Annotated in this window: 26 protein-coding genes; 13 read left to right on the forward strand and 13 right to left on the reverse strand. The window is 69.8% G+C overall.

Annotated features, from left to right (window positions below):
• Positions 1–194: 194 nt before the first annotated feature.
• The gene (locus HXX10_RS04800; protein WP_296520399.1) at positions 195–443 is read right to left on the reverse strand and encodes a hypothetical protein; all 249 of its coding nucleotides are present in this window, start codon (positions 441–443) and stop codon (positions 195–197) included.
• 301 nt (positions 444–744) lie between these two features.
• Between HXX10_RS04800 and HXX10_RS04805 the strand changes: the two genes are divergently transcribed.
• A complete protein-coding gene (locus HXX10_RS04805) occupies positions 745–1,374 on the forward strand; it encodes a septation protein A (RefSeq protein ID WP_296520400.1) in 630 nt (209 codons plus the stop codon).
• Between the two features lie 114 nt (positions 1,375–1,488).
• Positions 1,489–2,550, forward strand: coding sequence for a GDP-mannose 4,6-dehydratase (gene gmd, locus HXX10_RS04810; protein WP_296520401.1), 1,062 nt, complete (start codon positions 1,489–1,491; stop codon positions 2,548–2,550).
• Between the two features lie 58 nt (positions 2,551–2,608).
• Here the strand turns inward: gmd and HXX10_RS04815 are convergent, their stop codons facing one another.
• Both HXX10_RS04815 and HXX10_RS04820 read right to left on the reverse strand, forming a co-directional pair.
• Complete coding sequence (locus tag HXX10_RS04815; protein WP_296520402.1) at positions 2,609–2,932, reverse strand: hypothetical protein; 324 nt, start codon at positions 2,930–2,932, stop codon at positions 2,609–2,611.
• Between the two features lie 149 nt (positions 2,933–3,081).
• Positions 3,082–4,341, reverse strand: a complete 1,260-nt coding sequence (locus tag HXX10_RS04820; RefSeq protein ID WP_296520403.1) for a L,D-transpeptidase — start codon at positions 4,339–4,341, stop codon at positions 3,082–3,084.
• A gap of 382 nt (positions 4,342–4,723) precedes the next feature.
• Here HXX10_RS04820 and HXX10_RS04825 point away from each other — a divergent pair, with 382 nt between their 5' ends.
• Positions 4,724–5,329, forward strand: coding sequence for a UbiX family flavin prenyltransferase (locus HXX10_RS04825; protein WP_296520404.1), 606 nt, complete (start codon positions 4,724–4,726; stop codon positions 5,327–5,329).
• A gap of 88 nt (positions 5,330–5,417) precedes the next feature.
• On the opposite strand, the gene dgoD is transcribed toward HXX10_RS04825, so the two are convergent.
• Positions 5,418–6,581 (reverse strand): galactonate dehydratase, encoded by a 1,164-nt coding sequence (dgoD, locus tag HXX10_RS04830; protein ID WP_296520405.1) that lies wholly within the window; start codon positions 6,579–6,581, stop codon positions 5,418–5,420.
• A gap of 47 nt (positions 6,582–6,628) precedes the next feature.
• Positions 6,629–8,008 carry an MFS transporter gene (locus tag HXX10_RS04835; RefSeq protein WP_296520406.1) on the reverse strand — a complete coding sequence of 460 codons (1,380 nt, stop codon included), beginning with the start codon at positions 8,006–8,008 and terminating at the stop codon, positions 6,629–6,631.
• Positions 8,009–8,323: 315 nt separating this feature from the next.
• Here HXX10_RS04835 and HXX10_RS04840 point away from each other — a divergent pair, with 315 nt between their 5' ends.
• Positions 8,324–9,436, forward strand: a complete 1,113-nt coding sequence (locus HXX10_RS04840; RefSeq protein ID WP_296520407.1) for a LacI family DNA-binding transcriptional regulator — start codon at positions 8,324–8,326, stop codon at positions 9,434–9,436.
• Positions 9,437–9,472: 36 nt separating this feature from the next.
• Here HXX10_RS04840 and HXX10_RS04845 read toward each other — a convergent pair whose 3' ends face one another.
• Positions 9,473–10,540 (reverse strand): tartrate dehydrogenase, encoded by a 1,068-nt coding sequence (locus HXX10_RS04845; RefSeq protein WP_296520408.1) that lies wholly within the window; start codon positions 10,538–10,540, stop codon positions 9,473–9,475.
• A gap of 297 nt (positions 10,541–10,837) precedes the next feature.
• Between HXX10_RS04845 and HXX10_RS04850 the strand changes: the two genes are divergently transcribed.
• From HXX10_RS04850 to gcvH, 3 genes are all read left to right on the forward strand, one after another.
• Complete coding sequence (locus tag HXX10_RS04850) at positions 10,838–11,251, forward strand: DUF3775 domain-containing protein (RefSeq protein WP_296520409.1); 414 nt, start codon at positions 10,838–10,840, stop codon at positions 11,249–11,251.
• A gap of 231 nt (positions 11,252–11,482) precedes the next feature.
• Entirely contained in the window at positions 11,483–12,664 is a 1,182-nt protein-coding gene (gcvT, locus tag HXX10_RS04855; RefSeq protein ID WP_296520564.1) for a glycine cleavage system aminomethyltransferase GcvT, read from the forward strand.
• Positions 12,665–12,681: 17 nt separating this feature from the next.
• On the forward strand, positions 12,682–13,047 hold the full coding sequence (gene gcvH, locus HXX10_RS04860; protein WP_296520410.1) for a glycine cleavage system protein GcvH: 366 nt from the start codon (positions 12,682–12,684) through the stop codon (positions 13,045–13,047).
• Between the two features lie 65 nt (positions 13,048–13,112).
• Here the strand turns inward: gcvH and ftsY are convergent, their stop codons facing one another.
• A complete protein-coding gene (gene ftsY / locus HXX10_RS04865) occupies positions 13,113–14,069 on the reverse strand; it encodes a signal recognition particle-docking protein FtsY (protein WP_296520411.1) in 957 nt (318 codons plus the stop codon).
• Between the two features lie 27 nt (positions 14,070–14,096).
• On the opposite strand from ftsY, the gene HXX10_RS04870 reads away from it, so the two are divergent.
• Positions 14,097–14,819 (forward strand): RluA family pseudouridine synthase, encoded by a 723-nt coding sequence (locus tag HXX10_RS04870; RefSeq protein ID WP_296520412.1) that lies wholly within the window; start codon positions 14,097–14,099, stop codon positions 14,817–14,819.
• A 119-nt stretch (positions 14,820–14,938) separates the two neighbouring features.
• On the opposite strand, the gene HXX10_RS04875 is transcribed toward HXX10_RS04870, so the two are convergent.
• The 5 genes from HXX10_RS04875 to dapF form a co-directional block, all read right to left on the reverse strand.
• A complete protein-coding gene (locus tag HXX10_RS04875) occupies positions 14,939–15,358 on the reverse strand; it encodes a MaoC family dehydratase (protein WP_296520413.1) in 420 nt (139 codons plus the stop codon).
• Between the two features lie 14 nt (positions 15,359–15,372).
• Complete coding sequence (locus HXX10_RS04880; protein ID WP_296520414.1) at positions 15,373–16,005, reverse strand: pyridoxamine 5'-phosphate oxidase family protein; 633 nt, start codon at positions 16,003–16,005, stop codon at positions 15,373–15,375.
• 151 nt (positions 16,006–16,156) lie between these two features.
• Positions 16,157–16,507: a lysozyme inhibitor LprI family protein gene (locus tag HXX10_RS04885; RefSeq protein ID WP_296520415.1), complete on the reverse strand. Its 351-nt coding sequence runs from the start codon at positions 16,505–16,507 to the stop codon at positions 16,157–16,159.
• A 69-nt stretch (positions 16,508–16,576) separates the two neighbouring features.
• Positions 16,577–17,842, reverse strand: coding sequence for a tRNA (N(6)-L-threonylcarbamoyladenosine(37)-C(2))-methylthiotransferase MtaB (gene mtaB / locus HXX10_RS04890; RefSeq protein WP_296520416.1), 1,266 nt, complete (start codon positions 17,840–17,842; stop codon positions 16,577–16,579).
• Positions 17,839–18,717: a diaminopimelate epimerase gene (dapF, locus tag HXX10_RS04895; RefSeq protein WP_296520417.1), complete on the reverse strand. Its 879-nt coding sequence runs from the start codon at positions 18,715–18,717 to the stop codon at positions 17,839–17,841. Before dapF ends, mtaB begins: the two co-directional genes overlap by 4 nt.
• Positions 18,718–19,530: 813 nt before the next feature.
• On the opposite strand from dapF, the gene HXX10_RS04900 reads away from it, so the two are divergent.
• On the forward strand, positions 19,531–20,322 hold the full coding sequence (locus HXX10_RS04900) for a GyrI-like domain-containing protein (protein WP_296520418.1): 792 nt from the start codon (positions 19,531–19,533) through the stop codon (positions 20,320–20,322).
• Positions 20,323–20,449: 127 nt separating this feature from the next.
• On the opposite strand, the gene HXX10_RS04905 is transcribed toward HXX10_RS04900, so the two are convergent.
• Positions 20,450–21,511: an MBL fold metallo-hydrolase gene (locus tag HXX10_RS04905; RefSeq protein ID WP_296520419.1), complete on the reverse strand. Its 1,062-nt coding sequence runs from the start codon at positions 21,509–21,511 to the stop codon at positions 20,450–20,452.
• Positions 21,512–21,654: 143 nt separating this feature from the next.
• Between HXX10_RS04905 and HXX10_RS04910 the strand changes: the two genes are divergently transcribed.
• From HXX10_RS04910 to HXX10_RS04925, 4 genes are all read left to right on the forward strand, one after another.
• Positions 21,655–21,915 carry a hypothetical protein gene (locus HXX10_RS04910; protein WP_296520420.1) on the forward strand — a complete coding sequence of 87 codons (261 nt, stop codon included), beginning with the start codon at positions 21,655–21,657 and terminating at the stop codon, positions 21,913–21,915.
• Positions 21,916–22,244: 329 nt separating this feature from the next.
• Positions 22,245–23,909 carry a signal recognition particle protein gene (ffh, locus tag HXX10_RS04915; protein WP_296520421.1) on the forward strand — a complete coding sequence of 555 codons (1,665 nt, stop codon included), beginning with the start codon at positions 22,245–22,247 and terminating at the stop codon, positions 23,907–23,909.
• A gap of 182 nt (positions 23,910–24,091) precedes the next feature.
• Complete coding sequence (rpsP, locus tag HXX10_RS04920) at positions 24,092–24,484, forward strand: 30S ribosomal protein S16 (protein WP_296520422.1); 393 nt, start codon at positions 24,092–24,094, stop codon at positions 24,482–24,484.
• Between the two features lie 83 nt (positions 24,485–24,567).
• The gene (locus HXX10_RS04925) at positions 24,568–25,248 is read left to right on the forward strand and encodes an SIMPL domain-containing protein (RefSeq protein WP_296520565.1); all 681 of its coding nucleotides are present in this window, start codon (positions 24,568–24,570) and stop codon (positions 25,246–25,248) included.
• Positions 25,249–25,251 lie beyond the last annotated feature (3 nt).

Genomic DNA, 25,251 nt, shown 5'->3' on the forward strand with positions numbered 1-25,251 from the left:
GCCTCTTCCCGGGTGTCCAAGGACCAGACCGGAGGGGCGGTTTCGTGGGGCGGAGGTGCCGATTCGATGGCACGATCAGGGCCGGCCCGCGCGTGTCCCACGGGCCGCAGGCGCGGCGTCTTGGCGCAACGCCGAGAGACGAGCGGCGCATTCCTGCGCGGGCGCTCGAAAGTCAGATCGGTGGGCTAATCGGATTAGGCGGCGTCGAGCGTGCGGCTGCGGTTCTGCGTCAGCTCGACATAGCGCGCGATGTCCTGCACGCGGCTGTCGCGGCCGTTCATGCTGTCCGTCCAGATCGTCCGGATCTCGGCTTCGTTCTCGTAGTAATTGATGCTGCGCCATTGGTTGAGCCGGATGCTGCCGTCCGCCAACCGGGTCGCCGAGAACATCAGCCCGAGCGTGCCGAGCCGGTCCAGAAAGTCCTTGATCCTGAAATCCGACATGGGCCTGCCTCGCTCCCTGATTCGTCAGTGTGAGGCGTTTTCGCGGCAGGTCAATTTCGAACCACCCTTTTAACAAGATGTTAACTGCGGACAGCCCTCGGCTGTGGCCGACGTGTCACACGCGTCGCTTCGGGCTACCGCAAGGACGCGTGGCTCGGTCGGCTGGACGACACCACGGGGTCCACGCCGCCGAAATGTCGCGACCATGGTGTGGTGCGGCAAAGGCGCCGCGGGTCGGGAGTGGCGCCGTCCGGAGCCGCGTGTTAGGTGCAGCCGCCTGCGCCGACGCTTGGAACCTCGCATGCCCGACACCCGCCTGCACCCCGGCCTCAAGGTCGCTCTCGACGTCGGCCCGCTTGTGCTGTTCTTCGCCGCCAACGCCAAGCTCGGCATCTTCGCCGCGACCGCGACCTTCATGGTCGCCGTTTTGGCGGCGCTCGCAGTGTCCTGGGTCCTGACCCGCCACCTGCCCCTGATGCCGGTGGTGTCGGCCGTGATCGTCGTCGTCTTCGGCGGGCTGACTCTGGTGCTGCACGACGAGACCTTCATCAAGCTCAAGCCGACGCTGATCTACCTGTTGTTCGCCACCGTGCTGGCGGTCGGCCTGTGGCGCGACCGGCCGCTGCTCGCGCTGGTGTTCGACACGGTGCTCGATCTCACCGACGAGGGCTGGCGGCGACTGACGCTGCGCTGGGCCGTGTTCTTCGCCGTGATGGCGGTGGTCAACGAGCTGGTCTGGCGCACGCAGAGCACCGACTTCTGGGTCAACTTCAAGCTGTTCGGCTTCGTGCCGCTGACCTTCGCATTCGCGCTGCTGCAGGTACGGCTGCTGTCGCACCATTCGCGCGCCGAGCAGGCCGCCGGCGAGGCCGCGCCGCCGGCCGCCGAGGCCCCGCAACCGCCGCCCCCACCGCCGCCGCGGCAGCCCTGAAGGCCCGCCGCTCAGGCCCGATATCGCTTGCAATGGCAGCTCGGGTTTGCGAAGCCGTCCCCTCACGGACGCCGCCGTGCCGCTGCTGCGGCGGCGCGATCAAGCGGACATCTCATGGCTGAACGGGTTGCACTGATCACCGGCATCACCGGGCAGGACGGTGCCTATCTGGCCGAGTTTCTGCTCGCCAAGGGCTACACGGTGCACGGGCTGCGGCGGCGATCGTCGTCGTTCAACACCGGGCGGATCGACCATGTCCTGCACGATCCGCACGAGCACGGCGTGCCGCTGACGCTGCACTACGGCGACCTGACGGACTCGACCAATCTGCTGCGCGTCGTGCAGGAGACCCAGCCGACCGAGATCTACAATCTCGCGGCGCAGAGCCACGTCGCGGTCTCGTTCGAGACCCCCGAATACACGGCGAACGCCGACGGCATCGGCACGCTGCGCCTGCTCGAGGCGATCCGCATTCTCGGCCTGCAGAAGCAGGTGCGTTTCTATCAGGCCTCGACCTCGGAGTTCTACGGCCTGGTGCAGGAGACGCCGCAGCGCGAGACGACGCCGTTCTATCCGCGCTCGCCCTATGCGGTCGCCAAGCTGTATGCCTACTGGATCACGGTGAACTATCGCGAGGCCTACGGCATCCACGCCTCCAACGGCATCCTGTTCAATCACGAGAGCCCGATCCGCGGCGAGACCTTCGTCACCCGCAAGATCACCCGCGCGGCGGCGGCGATCGCGGCCGGCGTGCAGGAGAAGCTCTTTCTCGGCAATCTCGACGCGCGGCGCGACTGGGGCCATGCGCGCGACTATGTCGAGGGCATGTGGCGGATCGTGCAGCAGAACGAGCCCGGCGACTATGTGCTGGCGACCGGCGAGACCCATATGGTGCGGGAGTTCACCGAGAAGGCCTTCGCGCGCGCCGGCCTGTCGATCGTCTGGCAGGGCAGCGGCATCGACGAGAAGGGTGTCGATACGGCGACCGGTCGCGTCGTGGTGGAGATCGATCCGCGCTACTTCCGGCCCACCGAGGTGCAGCTCCTGCTCGGCGATCCGACCAAGGCGCGCGAGCAGCTCGGCTGGCGCCACCGCATCAGCTTCGACCAGCTCGTCGAGGAGATGGTCGACGCCGATGTCGTGGCGCTGCGTCGCCACGGCGGCGTGCGGACCTGACGCGGGTCCGCGCCGCGCTGAAGAGTCCGATCGGTGTCGATGGCAGCGGCCGGCCCGGTCAGAACGGTCGCGTCGGACCCGGGCCGATATGCCAGTCGCGCTTGAAGCCGGTGAGACGGCCCTTGCGGAACTGCAGATAGACGAGCCCGTCGACCGGGGTGAGGCCGGGCGTCGCCGCCGGCAGCCGGGCGACGAAGACCTCGGAGCCGGGGCGCCCGGCGATGGGTTGGAGCGGCACGCCGAGCGCCGCGGATGCGGCGGCCGGCGTCATGCCGAGCTCGAGCGGCACCGTGTTGGGCGCCGTGGTCGGCGGCGTCATGCAGCCGCCGAGCCAAGCCGCGCAGGCCAACGCGCCAGCCAGACCGACGATCCCGCGTCTCATGATGCCGTCCCCCTCGCGACGATCGTGCGGCAGGCCCGTGCCCCGGTCAACCGCGCGGCGCGGGTCGTCCGGCGGAAACAAAACGGCCGGGCGAAACGCCCGGCCGTGGATCCAGATCGCGTGCAAGTCCGCCGCCCAGCGGCTCGACGTCAGCGAAGCACCTGCGGCAGGCCGGCGCTGTGCGGGACCTGTCCGCGGCTCGGCATCTGGGCGCCGCTCGACGACTTGCCGCTCGGCTTCACCACCACGCGGGTGCCGACGCCGACGCGGCGGTAGAGATCCTCGATATCCTCGTTCACCAGGCGAATGCAGCCCGACGACACGAAGGTGCCGATGGTCGAGGGCTGGTTGGTGCCGTGAATGCGGTAGACGGTCTTGCCGAGATAGAGTGCGCGCGCCCCCATCGGGTTGCTCTCGCCGCCGGCCATGAAGCGCGGCAGGTAGGGCTGGCGCTCGATCATCTCGGTCGGCGGGTGCCAGTCCGGCCACTCCGCCATGCGGGTGACGCGCTCGACGCCCGACCAAGTGAAGCCCTCGCGGCCGACGCCGATGCCGTAGCGCATCGCCTTGCCGTTGCCGAGAACGAGATAGAGGTAGGTGTTGGGCGTGTCGACGATCAGGGTGCCGGCCGGCTCGGAGGTGGGAAAGTCCACCACTTGGCGCTTGAACTGCGCCGGCAACTCCTTCCGCTCGCCGACCTCGGGCTGATAGTCGGGCGGCAGCGCCGCATAGCCCTGGCCGCCACCGGAGGCGGGCGGGATCGCGCCGACCGGGGCGCGGTCGGCCTCCTGGGGCCGGGCCCCGTAGGGCTGGGTTCCGTAGCCGGGGGCGGGCGTTCCGTAGCCGGGCTGCGGAGCCGCATAGGTCGGGCTCGCGGGCGCTCCGTATCCGGGGGCCGGAGCCGCATAGCCGGGCTGCGGCAGGCCACCGCCGATATCGCCGGGCGGCCGCATCGGCCCCTCGGCGGCGCCGGGTGCGGCATAGCGGGGCGCCGGGCCGGGCGGGCCCGACTCTGGAACCGCATAGGTGTCGCGGTACTGCGGCAGGCGCGGCGGCTCGCGATAGAGGGACGGCGGCGTGTCACGATAAGGCGACGAGGCGGGCGGCGGGGCGCTGCGCGAATAGTCGACCGCGCCGGGCGGCGGCAGCGGCTGGCTCTCGTAGGGGACCGGGGCGGCGGCCGGATGGCCGCTCAGGTCGGCGCCGCCGGGCGCCGGATAGCCGGCCGGGACATCGTCGTCGTCCTCGTCCATGACGGGCGCGCCGCCATACGGGCCGGGCACCGCATAGGAACCGGGCGAGCGATACGAGCCGGGCGGATAGGACTGGGCGGTGGCGTCCACGGCCGACGCGGCAAACGTCGTCGCGGCGAAGCCGGCGGCCAGCAGGACCAGACAGGTTGCGCGCAAAAACTCATCCCCCTCGAATTCAAGCTCGATTTTGCTCGCCTTGTGGGAAGAAGATAGGGCAGGAACAAGGCGGAAAATGGCGTCGGCGACCTGTCGAGACTGCATCCCAACCCTGAGAATTTGGTAAAGGGACAGCAAATCCGCACCGCCACACCGCCCGCATCCTCAATGCGGTGCCACCGTACCAGGAGAGAGCCGGCGAGCGGCGGCACCATACCGTTCCGGCCGCGATTCGGGTGATGAATTGCGGCGCGATATGCGCTAGCTGTCGCGCCGACCTTCGGGGACGCGTGTCCCGGCCCGCCACCTCCGGCACCCGACCAGGCCGCGCGGCGACCTCCGATTGCCGTCCTGCCCGCATGATCCGCACCAGGAGAGCCCCATGACCGCGACGCCGCGCCGCCTGATCGTCGGGATCAGCGGCGCCTCCGGCATCGTCTACGGGGTGCGGCTGCTCGAGATCCTGCGGCGGACCGACATCCAGACCCATCTGGTGGTCAGCAGCGCCGCCAAGGTGACGCTGTCGCTGGAGACCGAGCTGACGCTGCCCGATCTTCTGGCGCTCGCCGACGTGGTCTACCCGACCAACGACATCGGCGCCGCGATCTCCTCGGGCTCGTTCCGCACCGAGGGCATGATCGTCTGCCCGTGCTCGATGCGCACGCTGGCCGAGATCGCCAACGGCATCACCGCCTCGCTGTTGTCGCGCGCCGCCGACGTGGTGCTGAAGGAACGCCGCCGGCTGGTGCTGGTCGCCCGCGAGACGCCGCTGCATCTCGGCCACCTGCGCAACATGGCGGCCGTCACCGAGATGGGCGCCATCGTCTATCCGCCGGTGCCGGCCATGTATGCCAAGCCCGTCTCGATCGACGAGATGATCGACCACACGGTCGGCCGGGCGCTCGACCTGTTCGGCATCGACACCGGCACGGTGCGGCGCTGGCGCGAGCCGCCCGACGAGCCGGGCGGCGAGCCGAACGGCGTGTGACGGCGTCTGCGTCCCGCCGACGCCGAGCGCCCGGACCGGCGCTCGGCGCCGTCCGGGGCAAGGTTTCAGCCCCTTCGGCCTGCAGGCTTCACTGATCGATGACGAAGCCGTCGAAGTGCGGCCGCATCGAGATCGGCTTGGACAGCGGCGGCCGGATCTTCTGGGCGTCCGGCAGCAGGTTCATGCCCAGGCCCGGCGTCGACGGAATGTCGACGAAGCCGTTCTTCGGCAGCGGCACCGTGTCGACGATGTTGCTGCCGAGATGGATCGGCAGCGACTCGAAGGTGCCGGCCTCGAAGCCGGTCGAGTACTCCTGGATGGCGAAGTTCGGGATCGCGGCGTCGAGCTGCAGGCAGGCCGCGAGGCCGATCGGCGACAGCGGGTTGTGCGGCACGATCTGCACGTTGTGCGCCTCCGCCATCGCGGCGACCTTGCGGGCGCCCGTGATGCCGCCGCACACGCAGGGGTCGACCCGGGCGTACTCGGCGCTGTTGCGGGACATGATCGCCTGGAACTCGTAGATCGTGGTGAAGCGCTCGCCGGTGGCGATCGGCACCTGGATCTTCTCGGCGACCCGCGCCATCTGGTCCGGGCTTTCGGGGCGCACCGGATCCTCGATGAACATCGGGTGGTACTGCTCGATGCCGCGGGCGAACACGATCGCCTCGGCCGGGGTGAGCCGGCGGTGCAGCTCGATCAGCAGGTCGACGCGGTCGCCCACCACCTCGCGCATGCGGCGGACATTGTCGATCGCGTCCCGCATCTTCTTGATGTGGGTCTTGAACCAGACCTTGTCGTTGCCCTCGTCGAGGAACGGGTTGAGGTGGCCGAAGGCGGTGAAGCCCGCCTCCATCTTGCGATGGCACTCGTCGAGGATCTTCTCGATGTTGCTCTCGTAGATGTGCCCGTAGATGCGGGCCTTGGTGCGCACCGGCCCGCCGAGAAGCTGGTAGATCGGCACGTTCAGGGCCTTGCCCTTGATGTCCCACAGGGCGATGTCGATCGCCGCGATGCCGGAATTGATGGCGATGCCCTGGAAGTAGCCGAAGCGGTGCATCACGTTCCAGTGGTGCTCGATCGCGAACGGGTCCTTGCCGACCAGGTATTCGGCGAAGCGGGTGATGGCGGCGCTCGACGCCTCGAGCTGGCCCCAGGAGCCGCCCTCGCCGACGCCGACGATGCCGTCGTCGGTCTCGACGCGGGCGAACATGAACTGCCCGACATGGAGCGGTTCGACCTTGGTGATCTTCATCGTGATTCCCCTTGATGGTCTTGTCGGTGGCCGCGAGCCGATGCGCGTCACCGCGCCGTGGCGGGTGCTGCCGCGCCCGGCGCACTCGTCTCGGGCGCCGACTCGTCGTCGGCGTCCTCGGTCGTGTAGTGCAGCGGCACGCCACGCGTCTCCGGGCCGAGGAAGACCGAGACGGCGGTGATCACCGCGAGCGCCACCACGTACCAGGCGACGAGATGCGGCGAGCCGTCGCCGGCGGCCAGCAGGGCGATGGCGATCATCGGCGCGAGGCCGCCGGCGATCGGCGAGGTGACCTCGCGGGCGAGCGCGAAGCCCGAGTAGCGGACGCGGGCCGGGAACATCTCGGCGAGCCACGGGCTCTGCGCCGACGTCATCATGGTCTTGGCGATCGACGAGACCAGGAACAGGCCGAGATAGATCAGCAGCTCGTTCTTGGTCTGCAGCAGGTAGAAGAACGGGAACACCGAGAGGCCCGACAACAGCGCGCCGGCGATGTAGACCGGCTTGCGGCCGATCTGGTCGGACAGCCAGCCGAAGCCCGGCACGGTGACGAACTGCGCCGTGGTCGAGAACATCAGCGCCGTCACGATCATGTCGCGCGACATGCCGAGCTGCTTGGTGACGTAGACGATGACGAAGGACTCGTAGACATAGGCGAGCGAGTTGTCGCCGAGCCGGGCGCCCCAGGCGCACAGCAGCGGCTTCAGCGAGGTGCGGAACACCTCCTTGATCGGCGCGCGCGAGCGCTTGTTGCGCGCCTTCAGCTCCTCGAAGATCGGCGTCTCCTTCAGGGTGGCGCGGAACACCATGCCGATCGCGACCACGATGGCGCTGAGCAGGAACGGGATGCGCCAGCCCCAGTCCTCGAACTGCTCGTGCGACAGGAGCGAGGACAGCCGGAAGGTGACGAGCGACAGCAGCAGGCCGAGCGCGACGCCCATATAGGGGGCGGCGCCATAGAGGCCGCGGCGGTTCGGCGGCGCGTACTCGACCACCATCAGCACCGCGCCGGCGTATTCGGCGCCGGACCCCAGTCCCTGCAGGGCGCGCAGGATGCACAGCAGGATCGGCGCGACGATGCCGATGCTGGCGTAGCTCGGCAGCAGGCCCATGGCCGTGGTCGAGCCGCCCATCAGCAGCAGCGTGGTGATCAGCACGAACTTGCGGCCCAGGCGGTCGCCGAGATGGCCGAAGATGACGCTGCCGAACGGCCGCACGAAGAAGCCGATCGCGAAGGTCGCGAAGGCAAGCAGGGTGCCGGTGAGCTGGTCGTAGGAGGGGAAGAAAAGCTTGTTGAAGATGGTCGCCGCGGCGGTCGCGTAGAGATAATAGTCGTACCATTCGACCGCGGTGCCGATGATGGCGCTCAGGGTGGCGTTACGGACCGCCCGGCGGACCTCGGGATCCTGACTCGATAGCTGCTCCACAGCAGTCTCCCCAATGTTGATGTGCCGCCACGGCTGGGTTCGGGGGATTTGGTCGGTGGTGTATCGGGCGCGCCGCAGCCGCGGACGCAGTAGTGGTGAGGTCGAAGGTCAAGTGGAGATCGAGGATTCGATGTCGATCATCGTCCCAGGCCGGACGTGCGGATTTCTGTCGAGCCGGTTTATCTGTACAATGACGTATATCGGCCAGACTGTACTGCAGTGTCCCGGACACGTTTGTGTTGGAAACGGTTCCGGAAACGTTTCCAACTGTCGGGCGACGGCTTGCGTTTGTCAAGCGGCGGCGTAGAAAAAGTCGTGAGCACGAGATCGACCGGATCAGGATCGAGTCGCCCCGGCATCCGTCAGGTCGCCGAGCGGGCGGGGGTCGGCATCGCCTCGGTGTCGCGGGTGCTGTCCGGCCAGCCGGGGTCCAGCCCGCAGCTCACCGAGCGCGTGCTGGAAGCCGCCCGGCAGCTCGGCTACACCCCGAACCTGCTCGCCCAGAACCTCAGGCGGCGCACCACCCAGTCGATCGGCTTCGTCGGATCGGACATCACCAATCCGCTGCTCGCCTCGATCGTCGGCGGCGCCGAGAGCGTTCTCAGCGCCGCCGGCTACTCGGTCCTGCTGACCAATTCGGGCGGCATCCCGGACGTCGACGCCAAGCGCATCGCCGTCCTGCTGCAGCGCCAGGTGGATGGCCTGATCCTGCTGCCGGCGCTCGAGGACGATCCCGCGACGCTCGCCGCGCTGCGCAGTTCCGAAGCCCCCATGGTGGTGATCGACCGCACCATGCCGGCCGATCTCGGCGCCCACTCGGTGCTGTCGGATCACCACGCCGGCCTCGGCGAGGCGACGCGGCATCTGCTCGATCTCGGGCACCGCCGCATCGGCGTCGCGGTCGGCCGCGACGTGCGGCCGTCGCGCGAGCGCATTCGCGCGGTCGAGTACGGCTTTCGGGCCCGTGGGCTGGTGCCCGATCTGATCGTCGACTGGGGCACGCTGTCGGGCGAGCACGGCGAGAGCGCGATGGAGCGGTTCCTCGCCGACCCTGTGCCGCCGACTGCCGTGGTGCTCGGCGGCATCCAGCTTCTCGAAGGCGCTCTGCGGGTGGTGCGCCGGCGCGGCCTGCGGCTCGGCGACCAGCTCTCGCTGGTGTGCTGCGACGACAGTCCGCTCAGCCGGTTCCACGACCCGCCGATCGCCGCGGTGCTGCGCGACACCGCGCTGCTCGGCCAGCGCGCCGCCGCCATCCTGCTGGAGCAGATCGAGCGGCCGCATCCGACCGAGCCCGAGGTGCTGCCGACCTGGTTCGAGCCGCGCGCCAGTTGCGGCCCGGCCCCGGCCGTTGCGCCGGGCGTCGCCGCCGGGGACGGCGCGACGACGAGTCGGACGGGATCGCGCCGAAACCGTCCGGCGCCGGCGTGAGCCGGACAGGCCGTCCGGCTCGTGTGACGCCAGAAATCAGATCGCGTCGGCGATCGCCTTGCCGCAGGCGGTCGTGTCGGCATTGCCGCCGAGGTCGCGGGTGCGCAGCGTCTTCTCGGCCAGCACCCGCTCGATCGCCGTGACGATGGCGCCGGCGGCCTCGTGCTCGCCGAGATGGTCGAGCATCATGGCACCGGACCAGATCTGGCCGATCGGATTGGCGATACCCTGCCCGGCGATGTCCGGCGCCGAGCCGTGCACCGGCTCGAACACCGACGGGAAAATCCGCTCCGGGTTGATGTTGGCGGCCGCCGCGATGCCGATGGTGCCGGCGCAGGCGGGCCCGAGATCCGACAGGATGTCGCCGAACAGGTTGGAGCCGACCACCACGTCGAACCAGTCCGGATGCAGCACGAAGTTCGCCGTCAGAATGTCGATGTGGAACTTGTCCCAGCGCACGTCCGGATAGGCCTTCGCCATCTCGACCACGCGCTCGTCCCAGTACGGCATGGTGATCGAGATGCCGTTCGACTTGGTCGCCGAGGTGAGATGCTTCTTCGGCCGCTTCTGGGCGAGGTCGAAGGCGTATTTCAGCACCCGGTCGATGCCGATCCGCGTCATCACGGTCTCCTGCACGACGAACTCGCGCTCGGTGCCGGCGAACATGCGGCCGCCGACCGAGGAGTATTCGCCCTCGGTATTCTCGCGCACGACGAAGAAGTCGATGTCGCCCGGCTTGCGGCCGGCGAGCGGGCAGGGCACGCCGGGCAGCAGCTTCACGGGGCGCAGATTGACGTACTGATCGAAGTCGCGCCGGAACAGCAGCAGCGAGCCCCACAGCGAGACGTGGTCCGGCACCTTTTCGGGCCAGCCGACCGCGCCGAAGAAGATGGCGTCGTGGCCGCCGATCTGCTGCTTCCAGTCCTCCGGCATCATGCGGCCGTGCTTGAGGTAATAGTCGCAGGAGGAGAAATCGTACCAATCGAGCGTCAGCTCGAAGCCGTGCTTCTTGGCGACCTTCTCCAGGACGCGGACGCCCTCCGGCACCACTTCCTTGCCGATGCCGTCGCCGGGGATCACCGCCACTCGATAGGTCCGTGTCATGCCTCGCCTCCGGCTGCCTGTGCGCCGCCTGCACTGTCTGCTGTCGGGAAAGTCGATCGTCGAGCGCGACCGAGGTTGAGGGGAGATGTTCGATGCCGTCAATCCCCGACCGCAGCAGACCCGGCGCGCGGTAAATGGAGCACGGGTTCCTGCGGTTGACCCAAATCAAGGCTGGCGCGCAGCCGCCCCATAGTCTTCGCGTGGTTGCATGCGGTCAGGTGCCTGTCGGCGAAGCAGACGGAGGGTGAGGGCCGGTTTCGACGTCGACATGGGCTGGGCCGCGGAAGGACGCCAGCCATGATCACCGCGCCGACTCTGACGATCTCCCCGGAAAAGGTCTGCTACGTCATCATGAAGGCGCGCGAGTTCGAGGTTCTGGACGTCGCCAACGACGACGCCGGTGCCGAGGACGACGAGGGTAGCTGGTCGGCGATGGACGCCCGCCGCGACGACCCCACCTTCCGCGAGCTGAAGTCCTTCATCCGAGGCCTCAACCAGGACGAACAGGTCGATCTCGTGGCGCTCACTTGGCTCGGCCGCGGCGACGCCACCATCGACGAGTGGGACGACATTCGGGCCGAGGCCGCCCGTGCCCACAACAAGCGCACCGCCGACTACCTGCTGTCCAAGCCGATGCTGCCCGACCACCTGCAGGACGCGCTGGAGCAGTTCGGCTGCTCCTGCGACGATTACGATCTCGGGCATTTCTGAGTCTCACCCGCAAGAAATTCTTGCGTCATCGCCGGGCTCGACCCGGCGACCCGGCGATTCATCCTATTGAAAATAAAGAATCTTCCGTCCTTTAGTTGAATGCGCGGGTCGAGCCCGCGCATGACGGCATTCGACGCTTGGCGGCCTGCCCTTGCCTCGGGCGGCTCGCTTTTGCAGATTGCGCCGCCGATCCGCGCCGTCGCCCGACAGCCGCGGCGCGCCAGGACCGCCATGACCGAGACCATCACCTCCCACTACCTCGCCCGCACGCCGCTCGACGCGCTGCATCGCCGCCGCGGCGCCCGCATGGTGCCGTTCGCCGGTTACGAGATGCCGGTGCAGTACCCCATGGGGATCCTGCAGGAGCACCTGCACACCCGCAGCGCCGCCGGTCTGTTCGACGTCTCCCACATGGGCCAGATCGTGTTGCGTGCGCCCTCGGGCAAGGCCGAGGACGCGGCGCGGGCGCTGGAGTCGCTGGTGCCGGCCGACATCGTCGCGCTGGCGCTGGGCCGCCAGCGCTACACGGTGTTCACCAACGACACCGGCGGCGTCCTCGACGACCTGATGGTGTCGAACCAGGGCGACCATCTCTTTATCGTCGTCAACGCCGCCTGCAAGGCGGCCGACGAGGCGCATCTGCGCGACCGGCTGGCCGGCCTGTGCACAGTCGAGCCGCTTGCCGACCGGGCGCTCGTCGCCCTGCAGGGGCCGCAGGCCGAGGCCGTGCTGGCGGCGCTCGCCCCCGAGGTTGCCGCGATGCGCTTCATGGACGCCAGGCCGGTGACCCTGATGGGCGCCGCCTGCCTGGTCTCCCGCACCGGCTACACGGGCGAGGACGGCTTTGAAATCAGCGTGCCGGCCGGCCGTGTCGAAGAGCTTTGCGAAACGCTGCTCGAGAGCCCGGCCGTGGCGCCGATCGGGCTCGGCGCCCGCGACTCGCTGCGGCTCGAGGCGGGCCTCTGCCTCTACGGCAGCGATCTCGACACCCGGACGACGCCGGTCGAGGCGGCGCTGGAGTGGAGCATCCAGAAATCCCGCCGCCGCGGCGGTGCGCGGGCCGGCGGCTTCCCGGGCGCCGACACCGTGCTGCGCCAGCTTTCCGAAGGCGCGGCCCGTCGCCGCGTCGGCCTCGCGCCCGAGGGCCGCGCCCCGGTGCGCGGGCACACGGCGCTCTACCGCGACCAGCAGGGCGGCGAGCCGGTCGCTGGCGAGCCAGCCGCTGGCGAGCCAGCCGGCGAGGTCACCTCCGGCGGCTTCGGGCCGAGCATTGGCGCGCCGGTCGCGATGGGCTATGTGCCGGTCGCGGACGCCGGCGTCGGGACCCTCCTGTTCGCCGACGTGCGCGGCAAGCGCCTGCCCGTGCGGGTGGCGGCGCTGCCGTTCTGGCCCAACCGCTACAAGCGCCCCTGACGGATCCGGAGAGCCCGATGCTGAAATTCACCAAGGACCACGAGTGGCTGCGGCTCGACGGCGACGTCGCCGTGGTGGGCATCACCGACCACGCCCAGGAGCAGCTCGGCGACCTGGTCTTCGTCGAGTTGCCGGGCATCGGCGCCGGCTTCTTGCAGGGGTCGGCGGCGGCCGTGGTCGAGTCCGTCAAGGCGGCCTCCGACATCTACGCGCCGGTGTCGGGCGAGGTGACCGAGGTCAACGACGCCGTCGTCCAGGAGCCCGGCCTGGTCAATTCCGATCCGACCGGCCAGGGCTGGCTGTTCAAGATGAGGGTCGCCGACAAGACCCAGCTCGACTCGCTGCTGGACGAGGCCGGCTACAAGGCGATTTTGGCGGGATAGGGCGAGATTTTCCGCGGCGGTCATTCCGGGGCGCGCTGAAAGCGCGAACCCGGAACGACGGCACACTACCCCTCGATCCCCGCGACCGCCTTGGCAAAATCCTTCGCCTCGAAGGGGGCGAGGTCGTCGATCCCCTCGCCGACCCCGATGAAATGCACGGGCAGGCCGAACTTGGCCGAGACGGCGACCAGGATGCCGCCCCGTGCGGTGCCGTCGAGCTTGGTCATCACCAGGCCGGTGACGCCGGCGATCTTGGTGAACACCTCGACCTGCGACAGCGCGTTCTGGCCGACGGTGGCGTCGAGCACCAGCAGCACGGCATGCGGCGCGGTGGCGTCGACCTTGCGCATCACCCGGACGATCTTCTCGAGCTCGCCCATCAGGGCGGTCTTGTTCTGCAGCCGGCCGGCGGTGTCGACCACCAGCACGTCGGCGTTCTGGGCCCGGGCGGCCTCCAGCGCCTCGTAGGCGAGGCTGGCGGCATCGCTCCCCTGGGCGCCGGCGATCACCGGACTCTTGGTGCGCTCCCCCCAGATCTTGATCTGCTCGATGGCGGCGGCCCGGAAGGTGTCGCCGGCGGCCAGCACCACCTTGCGGCCCTCGGCCGAAAGGCGCGCCGCGAGCTTGCCGATGGTCGTCGTCTTGCCGGAGCCGTTGACCCCGACCACCAGCACCACGAAGGGCTTTTGGGCCGCGTCGATCACCAGCGGCCGGGCGACGGGCAGGAGGATCTTCTCCACCTCGGTGGCCAGGACCGCCCGCACCTCGTCGGCCGAGACCTGCTTGTCGTAGCGGCCCTCGCCGACCTTGGCGGCGATCGAGACCGCGGTCTCGACGCCGAGATCGGCGCGGATCAGCGCCTCCTCGAGCTCCTCGATGACGCCGGCGTCGAGCTTGCGCTTGGTGACGAGGTCGGCGATCGCCCCGCCGAGCGAGGCGGAGGTGCGCTTGAGGCCGCTGGAGAGCCGGCGCCACCAGCTCGGCCGGCCGGTGGTGTCATGGTCTTCGGTGCTATCGGTCATGTCGGGGGCCGTGATAGCGCTTTCGCCATGACACAGGAAGAGATGCTTGCGCGCGTCCTCTACCGGGACGGGCTGATGATCGTGATCGACAAGCCGGCCGGGCTGCCGGTGCATCGCGGGCCGAAGGGCGGCGAGAGCCTGGAGGAATCCTTCGAGGCGCTGCGCTTCGGGCTGCCGCGCGCGCCCTCGCTGGCCCACCGGCTCGACCGCGAGACCTCCGGCTGCCTGGTGCTGGGGCGCCACCGCAAGGCGCTCGCCCATCTGGGCCTCCTGTTCAAGCACGGCGAGGTGAAGAAGACCTACTGGGCCGTGGTCGAGGGTGGGCCCGAGGCCGACACCGGGACCATCGACATGCCGCTCGGCCGCCTCGACGAGACCCGCGGCTGGTGGATGCAGCCCGACCCCAAGGGCCAGCCCGCCGTCACCACCTGGCAGGTGCTGGGACGCGGTGCCGCGCCCGACGAAGCCGGCCGAGACGGCGACAGCCCACGGCTGACCTGGCTGGCCCTTTCGCCGCTGACCGGCCGCACCCACCAGCTCCGGGTGCACTGCTCGGCCATGGGTTTTCCCATTCTCGGCGACAACATCTACGGCCGCGCGCCCCGCTTCGGCGGCCCGCGCCTGCACCTGCACGCCCGCGAGATCGTCGTGCCGCTGTCGAAGAACAAGCCGCCCGTGCGGATCGTCGCGCCCGTGCCGGAGCACCTGCGGCCGGTGCTGGCGGCCTGCGGGTGGGCCGGGGAGGAATGAGCGCCAAAGGCAAAGGCTTTCAGGGCCAAATACATTCGACCGTCACCCCGAGCAGCTCGGGCGAAGCCCGAGCCTCGAAGGGCGACGGCGTGGCGCGGAATCCACCGGAAATCGTCGTCTCAAAAGCTCCCCCCCACCAGAATCCGCGCCTTGGCCGTGGTGGCGACCTTGCCGGCGGCGGTGAGGATGCGGCCGCGCAGGATGACGACGTCGCTCTTGAGGTGCGGGGCTTCGGTCACGCTGTCGACCGACCATTCCAGCGTGATCTCCTGGTCGGCCGGGATCGGCACGTGGAAGCGGAACGAGATGTCGTGGCCGATCACGGCGCCGCGCGCCGCATAGTGGCTGGCGAGAAATCCCATGAGCTGCGCCGCCATCTGCGGGCCCGAGATGATCGGCACCTTGTAGCGCGTGCCGGCGGCGAAATCGGGATCGTGGTGCAGCGGGTTCCTGTCGCCGGCGAGCGCCGCGAAGGCGCTGGCGTCGGCAAAGCTCACATGGAGCGTGGTCGAGAACTTTTCCGTCGGATCGACGCGCATGGGCTCACGGGCGCTCAGTACAGGGTGGCTTTCTGCCGTTCCGGATAGGTGCGGTCGTGCTCGGCGGCATCGATCCGCCCGGACGACGCGGCGGCCAGGATGGCGCCGGAGCTCGGCAGGCTCTTGCGGTCGACCCGCCGCGCCGGATCCCACAGATGCGAGCGCACCAGCGCCTTCGGGCACTGGAAATAGACCCGCTCGACCGTGACGACGATGACGGTCCGGGGCGTCTTGTTCTCCAGGCGAAAGCTCTCGGTCAGGGCCGGGTCGGTCGAGATGACGGCGCGGCCGTTGACCCGCAGGGTCTCGTCGCAACCCGGGATCAGGAACAGCAGCGCGATGCGCGGATCGACGATCAGGTTGCGCAAGGAGTCGATGCGATTGTTGCCGCGCCGGTCGGGGATCAGCAGCGTCTTCTCGTCGGCGACCCGCACGAAGCCGGCCGGGTCGCCGCGCGGCGAGCAATCGAGCCCGTCGGCGCCGCCGGTGGCGATCACCACGAAGGGCGCGGCCTCGATCAGGGCCCGGTAGGGGGCGTTGACGTGGTCGATTTCCTTCAGGACCGCATTCGGGAGCGGCGTGTCGTAGAGCGCCTCCAGCGCTTCGATGGTGGTGACGGTGTGATCTGCTCCCGACCTGCCTGCCATGCTGCTCCCTCTCTGGCCTGCCCGTGCAGGCGGACCGGCCACTCCGGCCGGCCGCCCAGTATAGGTCATCCGGCGGCGGCGATCCTGCCGGTCGCCGCCGGGCCGTCATGCACGAGCGGGCCGGTCCTCCGGCCCGACGCCGCTGACGCGATCAGAACGGGCCGCGCGAGGCGATGCCGGCGATGACGCCGTCGAGTTGCCGGATGCGTGCCGCATAGACGCCGGTGAGGCAGCCGACATCGCTGCCGCACGCCTCGCGGGTCTGGATGAAGGCGCGCTGCGCGTCCTGGATGTCGCCGCGCTGGCCCATGGCGACCAGCGAGGTGGCGACCCCGTAGAGCGTCGCCATCCGGGCCTCGTTCTGGCCGAGGGCGTAATGACTGCAGACCGTGCGGTCCGCCGGGGTCGTCGCCTTGGCGCAGTCGATCGGCGAATAGTCGGCAGCCGAGGCCGTACCCGTGACGGCGGCAGCAAGGCACACGCCGAGCAGCAAGGCTTTCATCGCAACCTCCTGGTGTCGTCGACGGACGTTTTCAAAACACCGCGCAAAAAAACGGCCCGCAGGCCGTCGTCAGGCGGCGAGCAGCCGGCGTCCGTCGTGGCCGGCGATCAGCACGTCGATCAACGTGCCGGGGGACGCGCCCCCCGTGAGCCGGACCGGCGTGAACTGCTCGGTGCGGCCGATCGTGCCGGTCTCGGCCAGCACGGCGCGTTCGTGGCCGATCTCGCCGTCGAGATGCCGGGTCAGCAGCGCGTCGCCCAGCGTGCGCAGCCGCATGGCGCGCTCCTTGACGACGTGGCCTGCGACCGGCGGCATCCGGGCGGCCGGCGTGCCGGGCCGCGGCGAGAACGGGAAGACGTGCAGATAGGTGAGCCCGCAGGCCTCGACGAGGTCGAGCGAGCTTTTAAACATCGCCTCGGTCTCGGTCGGGAAGCCGGCGATGATGTCGGCGCCGAACACGATGTCGGGGCGCAGCCGCCGCACGGCGGCGCAGAAATCGATGGCGTCCCGGCGCAGGTGCCGGCGCTTCATCCGCTTGAGGATCATGTCGTCGCCGGCCTGCAGCGAGAGATGCAGGTGCGGCATCAGCCGCTTCTCCTCGGCGAGCGCGGCCAAGAGGTCGTCGTCGGCCTCGACCGAATCGATCGACGAGAGCCGCAGCCGCGGCAGCTCCGGCACCTCGGCGAGCACGCGGCGCACCAGCGTGCCGAGCCGCGGCGCGCCGGCGAGGTCGGCGCCGTAGCTCGTGAGATCCACGCCGGTCAGCACCACCTCGGCGTGGCCGTTGAGGGCGAGGCGGCGCACCTGGGCGATCACGTCGGCCATCGCGACCGACCGCGAATTGCCGCGGCCGAACGGGATGATGCAGAACGTGCAGCGGTGGTCGCAGCCGTTCTGCACCTGGACGAAGCCGCGGGCGCGGCCCTCGATGCCGTCGATCACCGGGGCGGCGCCACTCCGCACCGCCATGATGTCGTCGACGGCGGCCTTGGTGGATGCATCCACGGCGCCGCGGGCAAACACGGCGCGGGTCTCGGTCCAGGCGTCGTCCGAGAGCTTCTCGGCATTGCCGAGGACGCGGTCGACCTCCGGCATGGCGACGAAGGTCGCCGTCTCGGTCTGAGCCGCGCAGCCGGTGACGACGACGCGCGCATCGGGCCGCTCGCGCTTGAGCTTTCGAATGGCCTGGCGGGTCTGGCGCACCGCTTCGCCGGTGACGGCGCAACTGTTGACCACCACCGTGTCGGCGAGCCCGGCCGCCTCGGCGCGGCGGCGGATTGCCTCCGACTCGAAGGCGTTCAGCCGGCAGCCGAACGTGACGACGTCGACCGTCATGACGCGGGAGCTCCCGCGAACAGGGCCGGGTCGAAGCGGCCCTCGCGCTCGTATTCCACCGGGCCCGTCATCAGCACATGGTCGTCGCGCTCGCGCCAGTCGATGACGAGGTCGCCGCCCGGCAGCGTCACCCGCACGCTGCGCCCCGTGCGGCCGGTGCGGGCGGCCGAGACGGCGGCCGCGCAGGCGGCCGAGCCGCAGGCCCGCGTCAGGCCGGCGCCGCGTTCCCAGGTGCGGACCGTCAGATGGTCCGGTCCCGTCACGGCGGCGAGCGAGATGTTGGCGCGGTCCGGAAAGATCGGATGGTTCTCCAGGAGCGGGCCGATCTTTTCGAGGTCGTAGGCCCACGGATCGTCGACCCAGAACACCGCATGCGGGTTGCCCATGCTGGCTACCGACGGCGAATGCAGGATCGGCGCGTCGATCGGGCCGATCTGAAGCTCGATGGCGCGGGTGTCGCGGAATTCTTCCGCCAGCGGGATGTCGCGCCAGCCGAACTTTGGGGCGCCCATGTCGACGGTCGAGACCAGCGGCTCGGCGCCCTTCCAGCAGTTGAGAAGGCCGGCGCGGGTCTCGAAGGTGAGCGCGGTCTTGCCGGTCTCGGCAAAGACGATGTCGGCGACGCAGCGCATGCCGTTGCCGCAGGCGCCGGCTTCCGAGCCATCGGTGTTGTAGATGCGCACGAACGCGTCGGTGCCGGGCGTGCGCGGCGGATACAGCACCATGAGCTGGTCGAACGGCGCCCCCTCGGGCCGTGCCGCCGCCCGCGCGTCCGCGGCGGTGAGCTTGTCCGGCGCGCCGCGCAGATCGACGACGACGATCTCGTTGCCAAGGCCGTTCATCTTGAAAAATGGCTGGTTGGCGAGCGCGCTCATCAGGGGGCCGGGGGTCAGATGCGGTATCGGGGCCTTATATGGGAGATAGGCCGCCTTTGGCCAGCCGAGCGGGCGCCTGCGGGCGTCCGGCCAGGCGACGCGGTTGCTTCACCTCTTCCCGCACGCGGGGAGAGGGAGAACCGGCGCCGCGCTCCTCACGCAAACCTCCATCCGTCCCGCGACGCGCATTTCGCGCCCGGGGTTTGCCCATGACCTGCACCCTCGGTTCCTTACGAAAACCGAGGGAGGCGGAGCGCCGGCAGGCGCTACACCTTTGTCTGCGTCCGACGGGACGCAGCGCGCATCGAAGCGTCGATGCGCACGCCTCCCGGCGCTCCGCCGCGGCGATTTTGGGCTTTCGGGCCGCGCTTGGATCCCGTCCCGACCGGGGATGGGGATCTTTCAGCGATGCTCCTCGCGCCCGGGTCGTTTTGCCCGGAGGGCGGAGCCCCAAAAACCCCCGGGAGCCCGGGGGACGAGCCCGGACCCGCAGGCGCCGCATCCGCCGGCCGGATTTCCCGGGAGTTCCGGCGGCCGGTCGTTCCACACGACACCGTCGTGCGGAAAAACCGGCCCGCTCCGCCGCCCGACGTCACCGGTCGACGCCCCTCGACGAGCGAGATGTTTGGAGTATAGGAATATTATCCGCATACGCAAGCCCGATCCAGTCCGCCCGCGCGTCGCCGCGGCGGTCCTCGCCGCGTGTCGTCCGGCGAGGAGGCGGCGGAGCCGGCGGACCGCCCATGCGTTGGGCTTCCGTTCATCCGGCCGGTGCTCTATCGGTTGGACGGAGCAGACCGACAGGAGTGAACGATGCGACCGACCCGCTGGGTGGCGACCATCGCCGTATTCGTCGCGGCCGCCGTGCTGTGGCAGTCCGGTCTCACCTTCGCGCAGGCCCAGGGCGGAAGCCCGGCGGCGAGCCCGCCCGCTGCCACGCCCCCGGCCGCAGCCACGCCCCCGGCCGCAACTCCGACGCCCGCGACGCCCCCGGCGACGTCACCGCCGGCTGCAAGTGCCCCGGCCGCGCAGGCGCCCGCCGCTTCCCCTCCCGCCGCGCAGGCGCCCGTCGCATCGCCTCCGGCGGCTGCGGCCCCCGCGGCGCCGCCGCCGGCCGCCAGTGCTCCGGCCCCCACCGGCGACGCGCCGTTCGGCGAGGACGTGACCCTGACGGCCAAGACCATCGTCTACGTCTCCGGCAAGGCGACCTGGGACAAGGCCTTCGAGGCCATCCAGGACGCCCTGAAGGCCGTCAACGCCTACCTGCAGAAGCAGAGTATCGCCCCGATCGGGCCGGCGATGACGATCTACACCGCGACCGACGACAACGGCTTCAGCTTCCGGGCCGGGATGCCGGTCGCCCAGGCGCCGACCCCGGCCCCGACCGGCGACCTCGCGGTCGGCCAGTCGCCGGCCGGCAAGGCGCTGAAATACGTCCATCGCGGCTCCTACGACGCCATGGACTCGACCTACGAGGCGATCACCAACCAGCTCGACGACAAGAACCTGGAGGCGCAGGACCTGTTCGTCGAGGTCTATGTCACGGACCCGCTGACGACGCCCGACGACAAGCTGGTCATCGAGGTCTACGTGCCGCTGCGGTAGGCAGCGGCGCTTCCATGTCCCGTCATGCGCGGGCTCGACCCGCGCATCCATCGAGTTTCGTAAAAACGCTTTGTTCGTAAGATGATGGATCGCCGGGTCAAGCCCGGCGATGACGCCGAACGGGCCGCTACAATTCCCACGCCTCGCCGGGCTTCAGCACCCGGAACCGCTCGGGCGGGATCTCGGCGGCCGCGCAGGCGAGGCCGAGGTCGCGGGCCGGCGCGTCGATCGCCTCGTCGGTGAGCTTGAAGGTGCCGTGGTGGTGGGCGAGCGCCAGCTCGGCGCCGCAGTCCTGCAGAGCCTGCACGGCCTCGGCCGGGTTCATGTGCTGGTCGCGCATGAACCAGCGCGGCTCGTAGGCGCCGATCGGCAGCACGGCGAGGCGGAACGGGCCGTAGCGCTCGCGCGCCTCGCGGAAGCGGAAGCCGTCGCCATAGCCGGAATCGCTGACGTGGTAGATGCGGCCGGCCGGCGTCTCCAGCACGAAGCCGGCCCACAGCGCCTTGTTGCGGTCGAGGAGGCCGCGCGCCGACCAGTGCCGCAGCGGCACCAGGGTCACGGCGAGGTTTTCCGCCAGCTCGACGCGGTCGTGCCAGTCGTAGGTCTCGGCCACGATGGCGGGGTCGTGCGCCGCCATGGCGGCGTCGTTGCCGAGCGGCGTGACGATGCGCGGCCGGTGGGCGGCGACCAGCCGCGACAGGGTGTCGACGTCGAGATGGTCGTAATGTCCGTGCGACACCAGCACGGTGTCGATCCTGGGCAGCGCCTCGAACGGGATGCCGGGATCGTTGACCCGCTTGGGCCCGGCGAAGTCGACCGGCGAGGCGCGCTCCGACCACACCGGGTCGATCAGCAGGTTGTGGCCGGCGGTCTGCACCAGCACGCTGGCATGGCCGACCATGACGACCCGCAGCGCGTCGCCGTCCACTCTTGCGGGCGGCTGATCGACATGCGGGCTCGGCGCCCGGTCGGGCCACGGCTCGCCGCCGCGCGACGCCCACCACCGGGCCAGGTCGGCGAAATTCTTCGGCGGCGCGCCATGCGGGTCCCGGAAGAAGACCCCGTCGAAATGGTCGCTGACCGGCCCGTCGTAATAGCGGGCGGCGCGCGCCCGCGCCGTGAACAACGTGGCGGCGGCCGCCGCCAGTCCAGACAATCCGAGCAGCAGGCCTCGACGGGTGGACGGCACGTTCCTATCTCTCTGTCAGGGCCGCAGCGACGTTCGTGCCGCGGCCCTGCGACCGGGCGGCGATCGGCTGACGAAACGTAGGCGATCCGCAGCCCGGAACAAGACGCGGCAGGGCGTCGCGTCGGAGGCGTCGGGAGGTTGGCATGTCGGAGTTGACGCGGGACGAGATCGTGTCGGTGGTGCATCCGGTGGACGACGCGACCGTTGCCGAAATCATCGCGACCGGGGCCACCCAGGCCGACCTGGCCCTGGCCTGCACGTTCGTGGCGAAGGAAATGCGGCAGCACGAGAACCGCGAGGTGCCGACCGGCACGGTCGGGCAGGTGATCTCGATCCTGGAGCGGGTCGGGGCGCGGCCGCTGCGCGGCTCGCCGTTCGGCGAGGCCGGGTCGACGATGGAGTAGCAAGAGCATCGACGTGTCATGCGCGGGCTCGACCCGCGCATCCATCGAATCTCGCAAAAAAGCTTTGTTCGCAAGATGATGGATTGCCGGGTCAAGCCCGGCAATGACGCCGGTGAGACCGGTGCCGGGGTCGCTCCGGGCGGATATTTGACTTGCCCTCGCGCCGGATAGTAGTGTCCGGCCGCTCTCGACAACAGCCGAGACGACATCAACCGACCGGTCCTGGAGGCCGGAGGCCAACGCCCGACAGCGCGACGCGCCCTCGGGCGCCACAAGTGTTTGGTTCGGCCGCGTCCGATGCAGGGCGGGGCGAGCGGGAACAGACGCGCATGTTCGACGGTCTTTCCGACAAGCTTTCCGGCATCCTCGACCGGCTGACCCGGCGCGGCGCGCTGACGGCCGGCGACGTCGACGCCGCCGCGCGAGAAGTCCGCCGCGCGTTGCTCGAGGCCGACGTCGCCCTCGACGTGGTGCGCGGCTTCATCGACAAGCTCAAGGAGCGTGCCGTCGGGGTCGAGGTCATCAAGTCGGTGACGCCCGGCCAGATGGTCGTCAAGATCGTCCACGACCAGCTCATCGAGACGCTGGGCTCGACCGCCGATCCGATCGACCTCAACGCGCCGTCGCCGGTGCCGATCATGATGGTCGGCCTGCAGGGCTCGGGCAAGACGACCACCTCGGCCAAGATCGCCAAGCGGCTCACCGAGCAGGGCAAGCGCAAGGTCCTGATGGCCTCGCTCGACACCCGCCGCCCGGCCGCCATGGAGCAGCTCGCGGTGCTGGGCCAGCAGGTCGGCGTCGAGACGCTGCCGATCGTCGTCGGCCAGACGCCCGTGCAGATCGCCCGCCGGGCGCTCGAGGCGGGCCGGCTCGGCGGCTACGACGTCGTCATGCTCGACACCGCCGGCCGCACCACGCTGGACGAGGCCATGATGGCCGAGGCCGCCGAGGTGAAGCAGGCCGCCAATCCGCACGAGGTGCTGCTGGTCGCCGACGCCCTCACGGGCCAGGACGCCGTCAATCTGGCGCGCTCGTTCAACGAGCGGGTCGGTCTCACCGGCATCGTGCTGACGCGTGTCGACGGCGACGGCCGCGGCGGCGCCGCGCTGTCGATGCGGGCCGTCACCGGCAAGCCGATCAAGCTGATCGGCGTCGGCGAGAAGCTCGACGCGCTGGAGGAGTTTCACCCCAGCCGCATCGCCGACCGCATCCTCGGCATGGGCGACATCGTCAGCCTGGTCGAGAAGGCGGCGGCGACCATCGACGCCGAGAAGGCGCGGCGCACCGCCGAGCGGATGCGCAAGGGCCAGTTCGACCTCAACGACCTGCGCGAGCAGCTCGAGCAGATGATCAAGATGGGCGGCCTCGGCGGCATGATGAGCATGCTGCCCGGCATCGCCCGGATGAAGAACCAGATCGCCGCGGCGAATGTCGACGACCGCATCCTCAAGCACCAGATCGCCATCATCCAGTCGATGACGCCGAAGGAGCGCCGCACCCCGGATCTCCTCAAGGCGAGCCGCAAGAAACGCGTCGCGGCCGGCTCCGGCACCAAGGTCGAGGAGATCAACCGGCTGTTGAAGATGCACCGGCAGATGTCCGACATGATGAAGCAGATGGGCTCCGGCAAGCGCGGCCCGATGGCCGGCCTCGCCAATGCGCTCGGCTTCGGTGGCGGCATGCCGAGTGCGGCCGATCTGGAAAAGCTCGCCGACCGCATGCCCGGCGTCCTCGGCAACATGCCGGGCGGTCTTCCGCCCGGATTGCCTGGTGCGCCGCCGGGCATGCCCGGGGTTCCCCCCGGCATGCCCGAGCTGCCGAGCGCGGCGCCGAAGGGCGACGCGGGCAAGGGCGATGCACCGGCCGACAAGCCGGCCTCGCTGCCGCCGCTGCCCGGCCTGCCGGGCGGCATGCCCAGGCTCCCCGGTCTCCCGGGCCTGGGCGGCCTCGGCGGCCGGTTCCAGGGTTTCCCGGGCTTCGGGAAGAAGAAGTGAGGCGGATGCGATCGACCAACCTGTCATGCGCGGGCTCGACCCGCGCATCCATCGCGAAAAGAGCCTTGTTTCGTTTGATGGATGGCCGGGCCGGGCCCGGCCATGACGAACTCTGAGTTTCACCCCTGGCGCCTCGGACCGACCGGGCGCTGACAGAAAAACGAGACGAGAAAGGACTGAAAATGTCTCTGCGAATCCGGATGGCCCGTGCCGGGACCAAGAAGCGGCCGTTCTATCACATCGTGGTCGCCGACTCGCGCAGCCCGCGCGACGGCCGCTTCATCGAGCGCATCGGCTACTTCAACCCGCTGCTGCCGAAGGACCAGGCCGACCGGCTGAAGTTCGACCTCGACAAGGCCAAGGCGTGGATCGCCAAGGGCGCCACCCCGTCGGACCGCATCCTGCGCTTCCTCGACCAGGCCGGCGTCCAGAAGCGCGAAGCGCAGAACAATCCCGAGAAGGCGATCCCGCGCAAGGAGCGCAAGGTGATCGCCGAAGCGAAAGCCAAGGAGGCGGCCGAGCTGAAGGCCAAGGCCGTCGCCAAGGCCAAGGCCGCCGCGGCTGCGGCGAGCTGATCCGGCCACGATCGGGGGATGCGATGAGCAGAAGGTTCAGCCGGGGTCCGCTCGCGGCCGTCGCGTGCGGCGTCGTGGCCGCGATGCTGGCCTTCGCGCCTCCCGCCGGCGCGCAGGACCGGCGGGGCGGCACCGCGCCGACCATGGTGGTCCGCGGCTCCGGCACCTTCGAGGTCAAGCCCGACATCGCGATCCTGACCGTCGTGGTGACGACCACCGGCGATACGCTGGAGCGCGCCGCGAAGGCTCACGAGGAGCGTGCGACGCGGGCTGCCACGGCTCTGCAACAGCTCGCGGCCGAGGGGGTGGAGATCGGACGGGCCGACTTCGACCTTGCGCAACGCTCGCAGCCTCGGCCGTCGACAACTGCCCAAAAGCCCGAAGAGCCTTCTTTCCGCGCGTCGACCACGTTCCACCTGAAGCTGCGGAATGTCGCGCGGACCAACGACATCGTCACGCGGATCGCGAGTACCGGGATCATCGAGGTCCGGATGGCCTCGTTCCAGGTCGAGAACGAAAGCCAGGCGCTCAACGAGGCGCGTCGCGAGGCGGTGCGCGATGCACGTGAGCAGGCCGAGGTCTATGCCGCCGCCGCCGGCGTCCGGCTGGTCGAGGTCGTCGAGATCGAAGGCGATCTCGCCTCCTCGACAGGTGCGGCTCACGCGAGCCTGGGTGTCGAGCGTTCGGTCAAGATCATTCCGCCCGCCGTGGTGAGCTTCAGAGCGAACGTCACCGTCAAGTGGCGGATCGGACCGCGACTCTAGGGA

Origin of the sequence: Rhodoplanes sp. (genome assembly GCF_013377085.1) — a bacterium.
Classification (GTDB): domain Bacteria; phylum Pseudomonadota; class Alphaproteobacteria; order Rhizobiales; family Xanthobacteraceae; genus Rhodoplanes.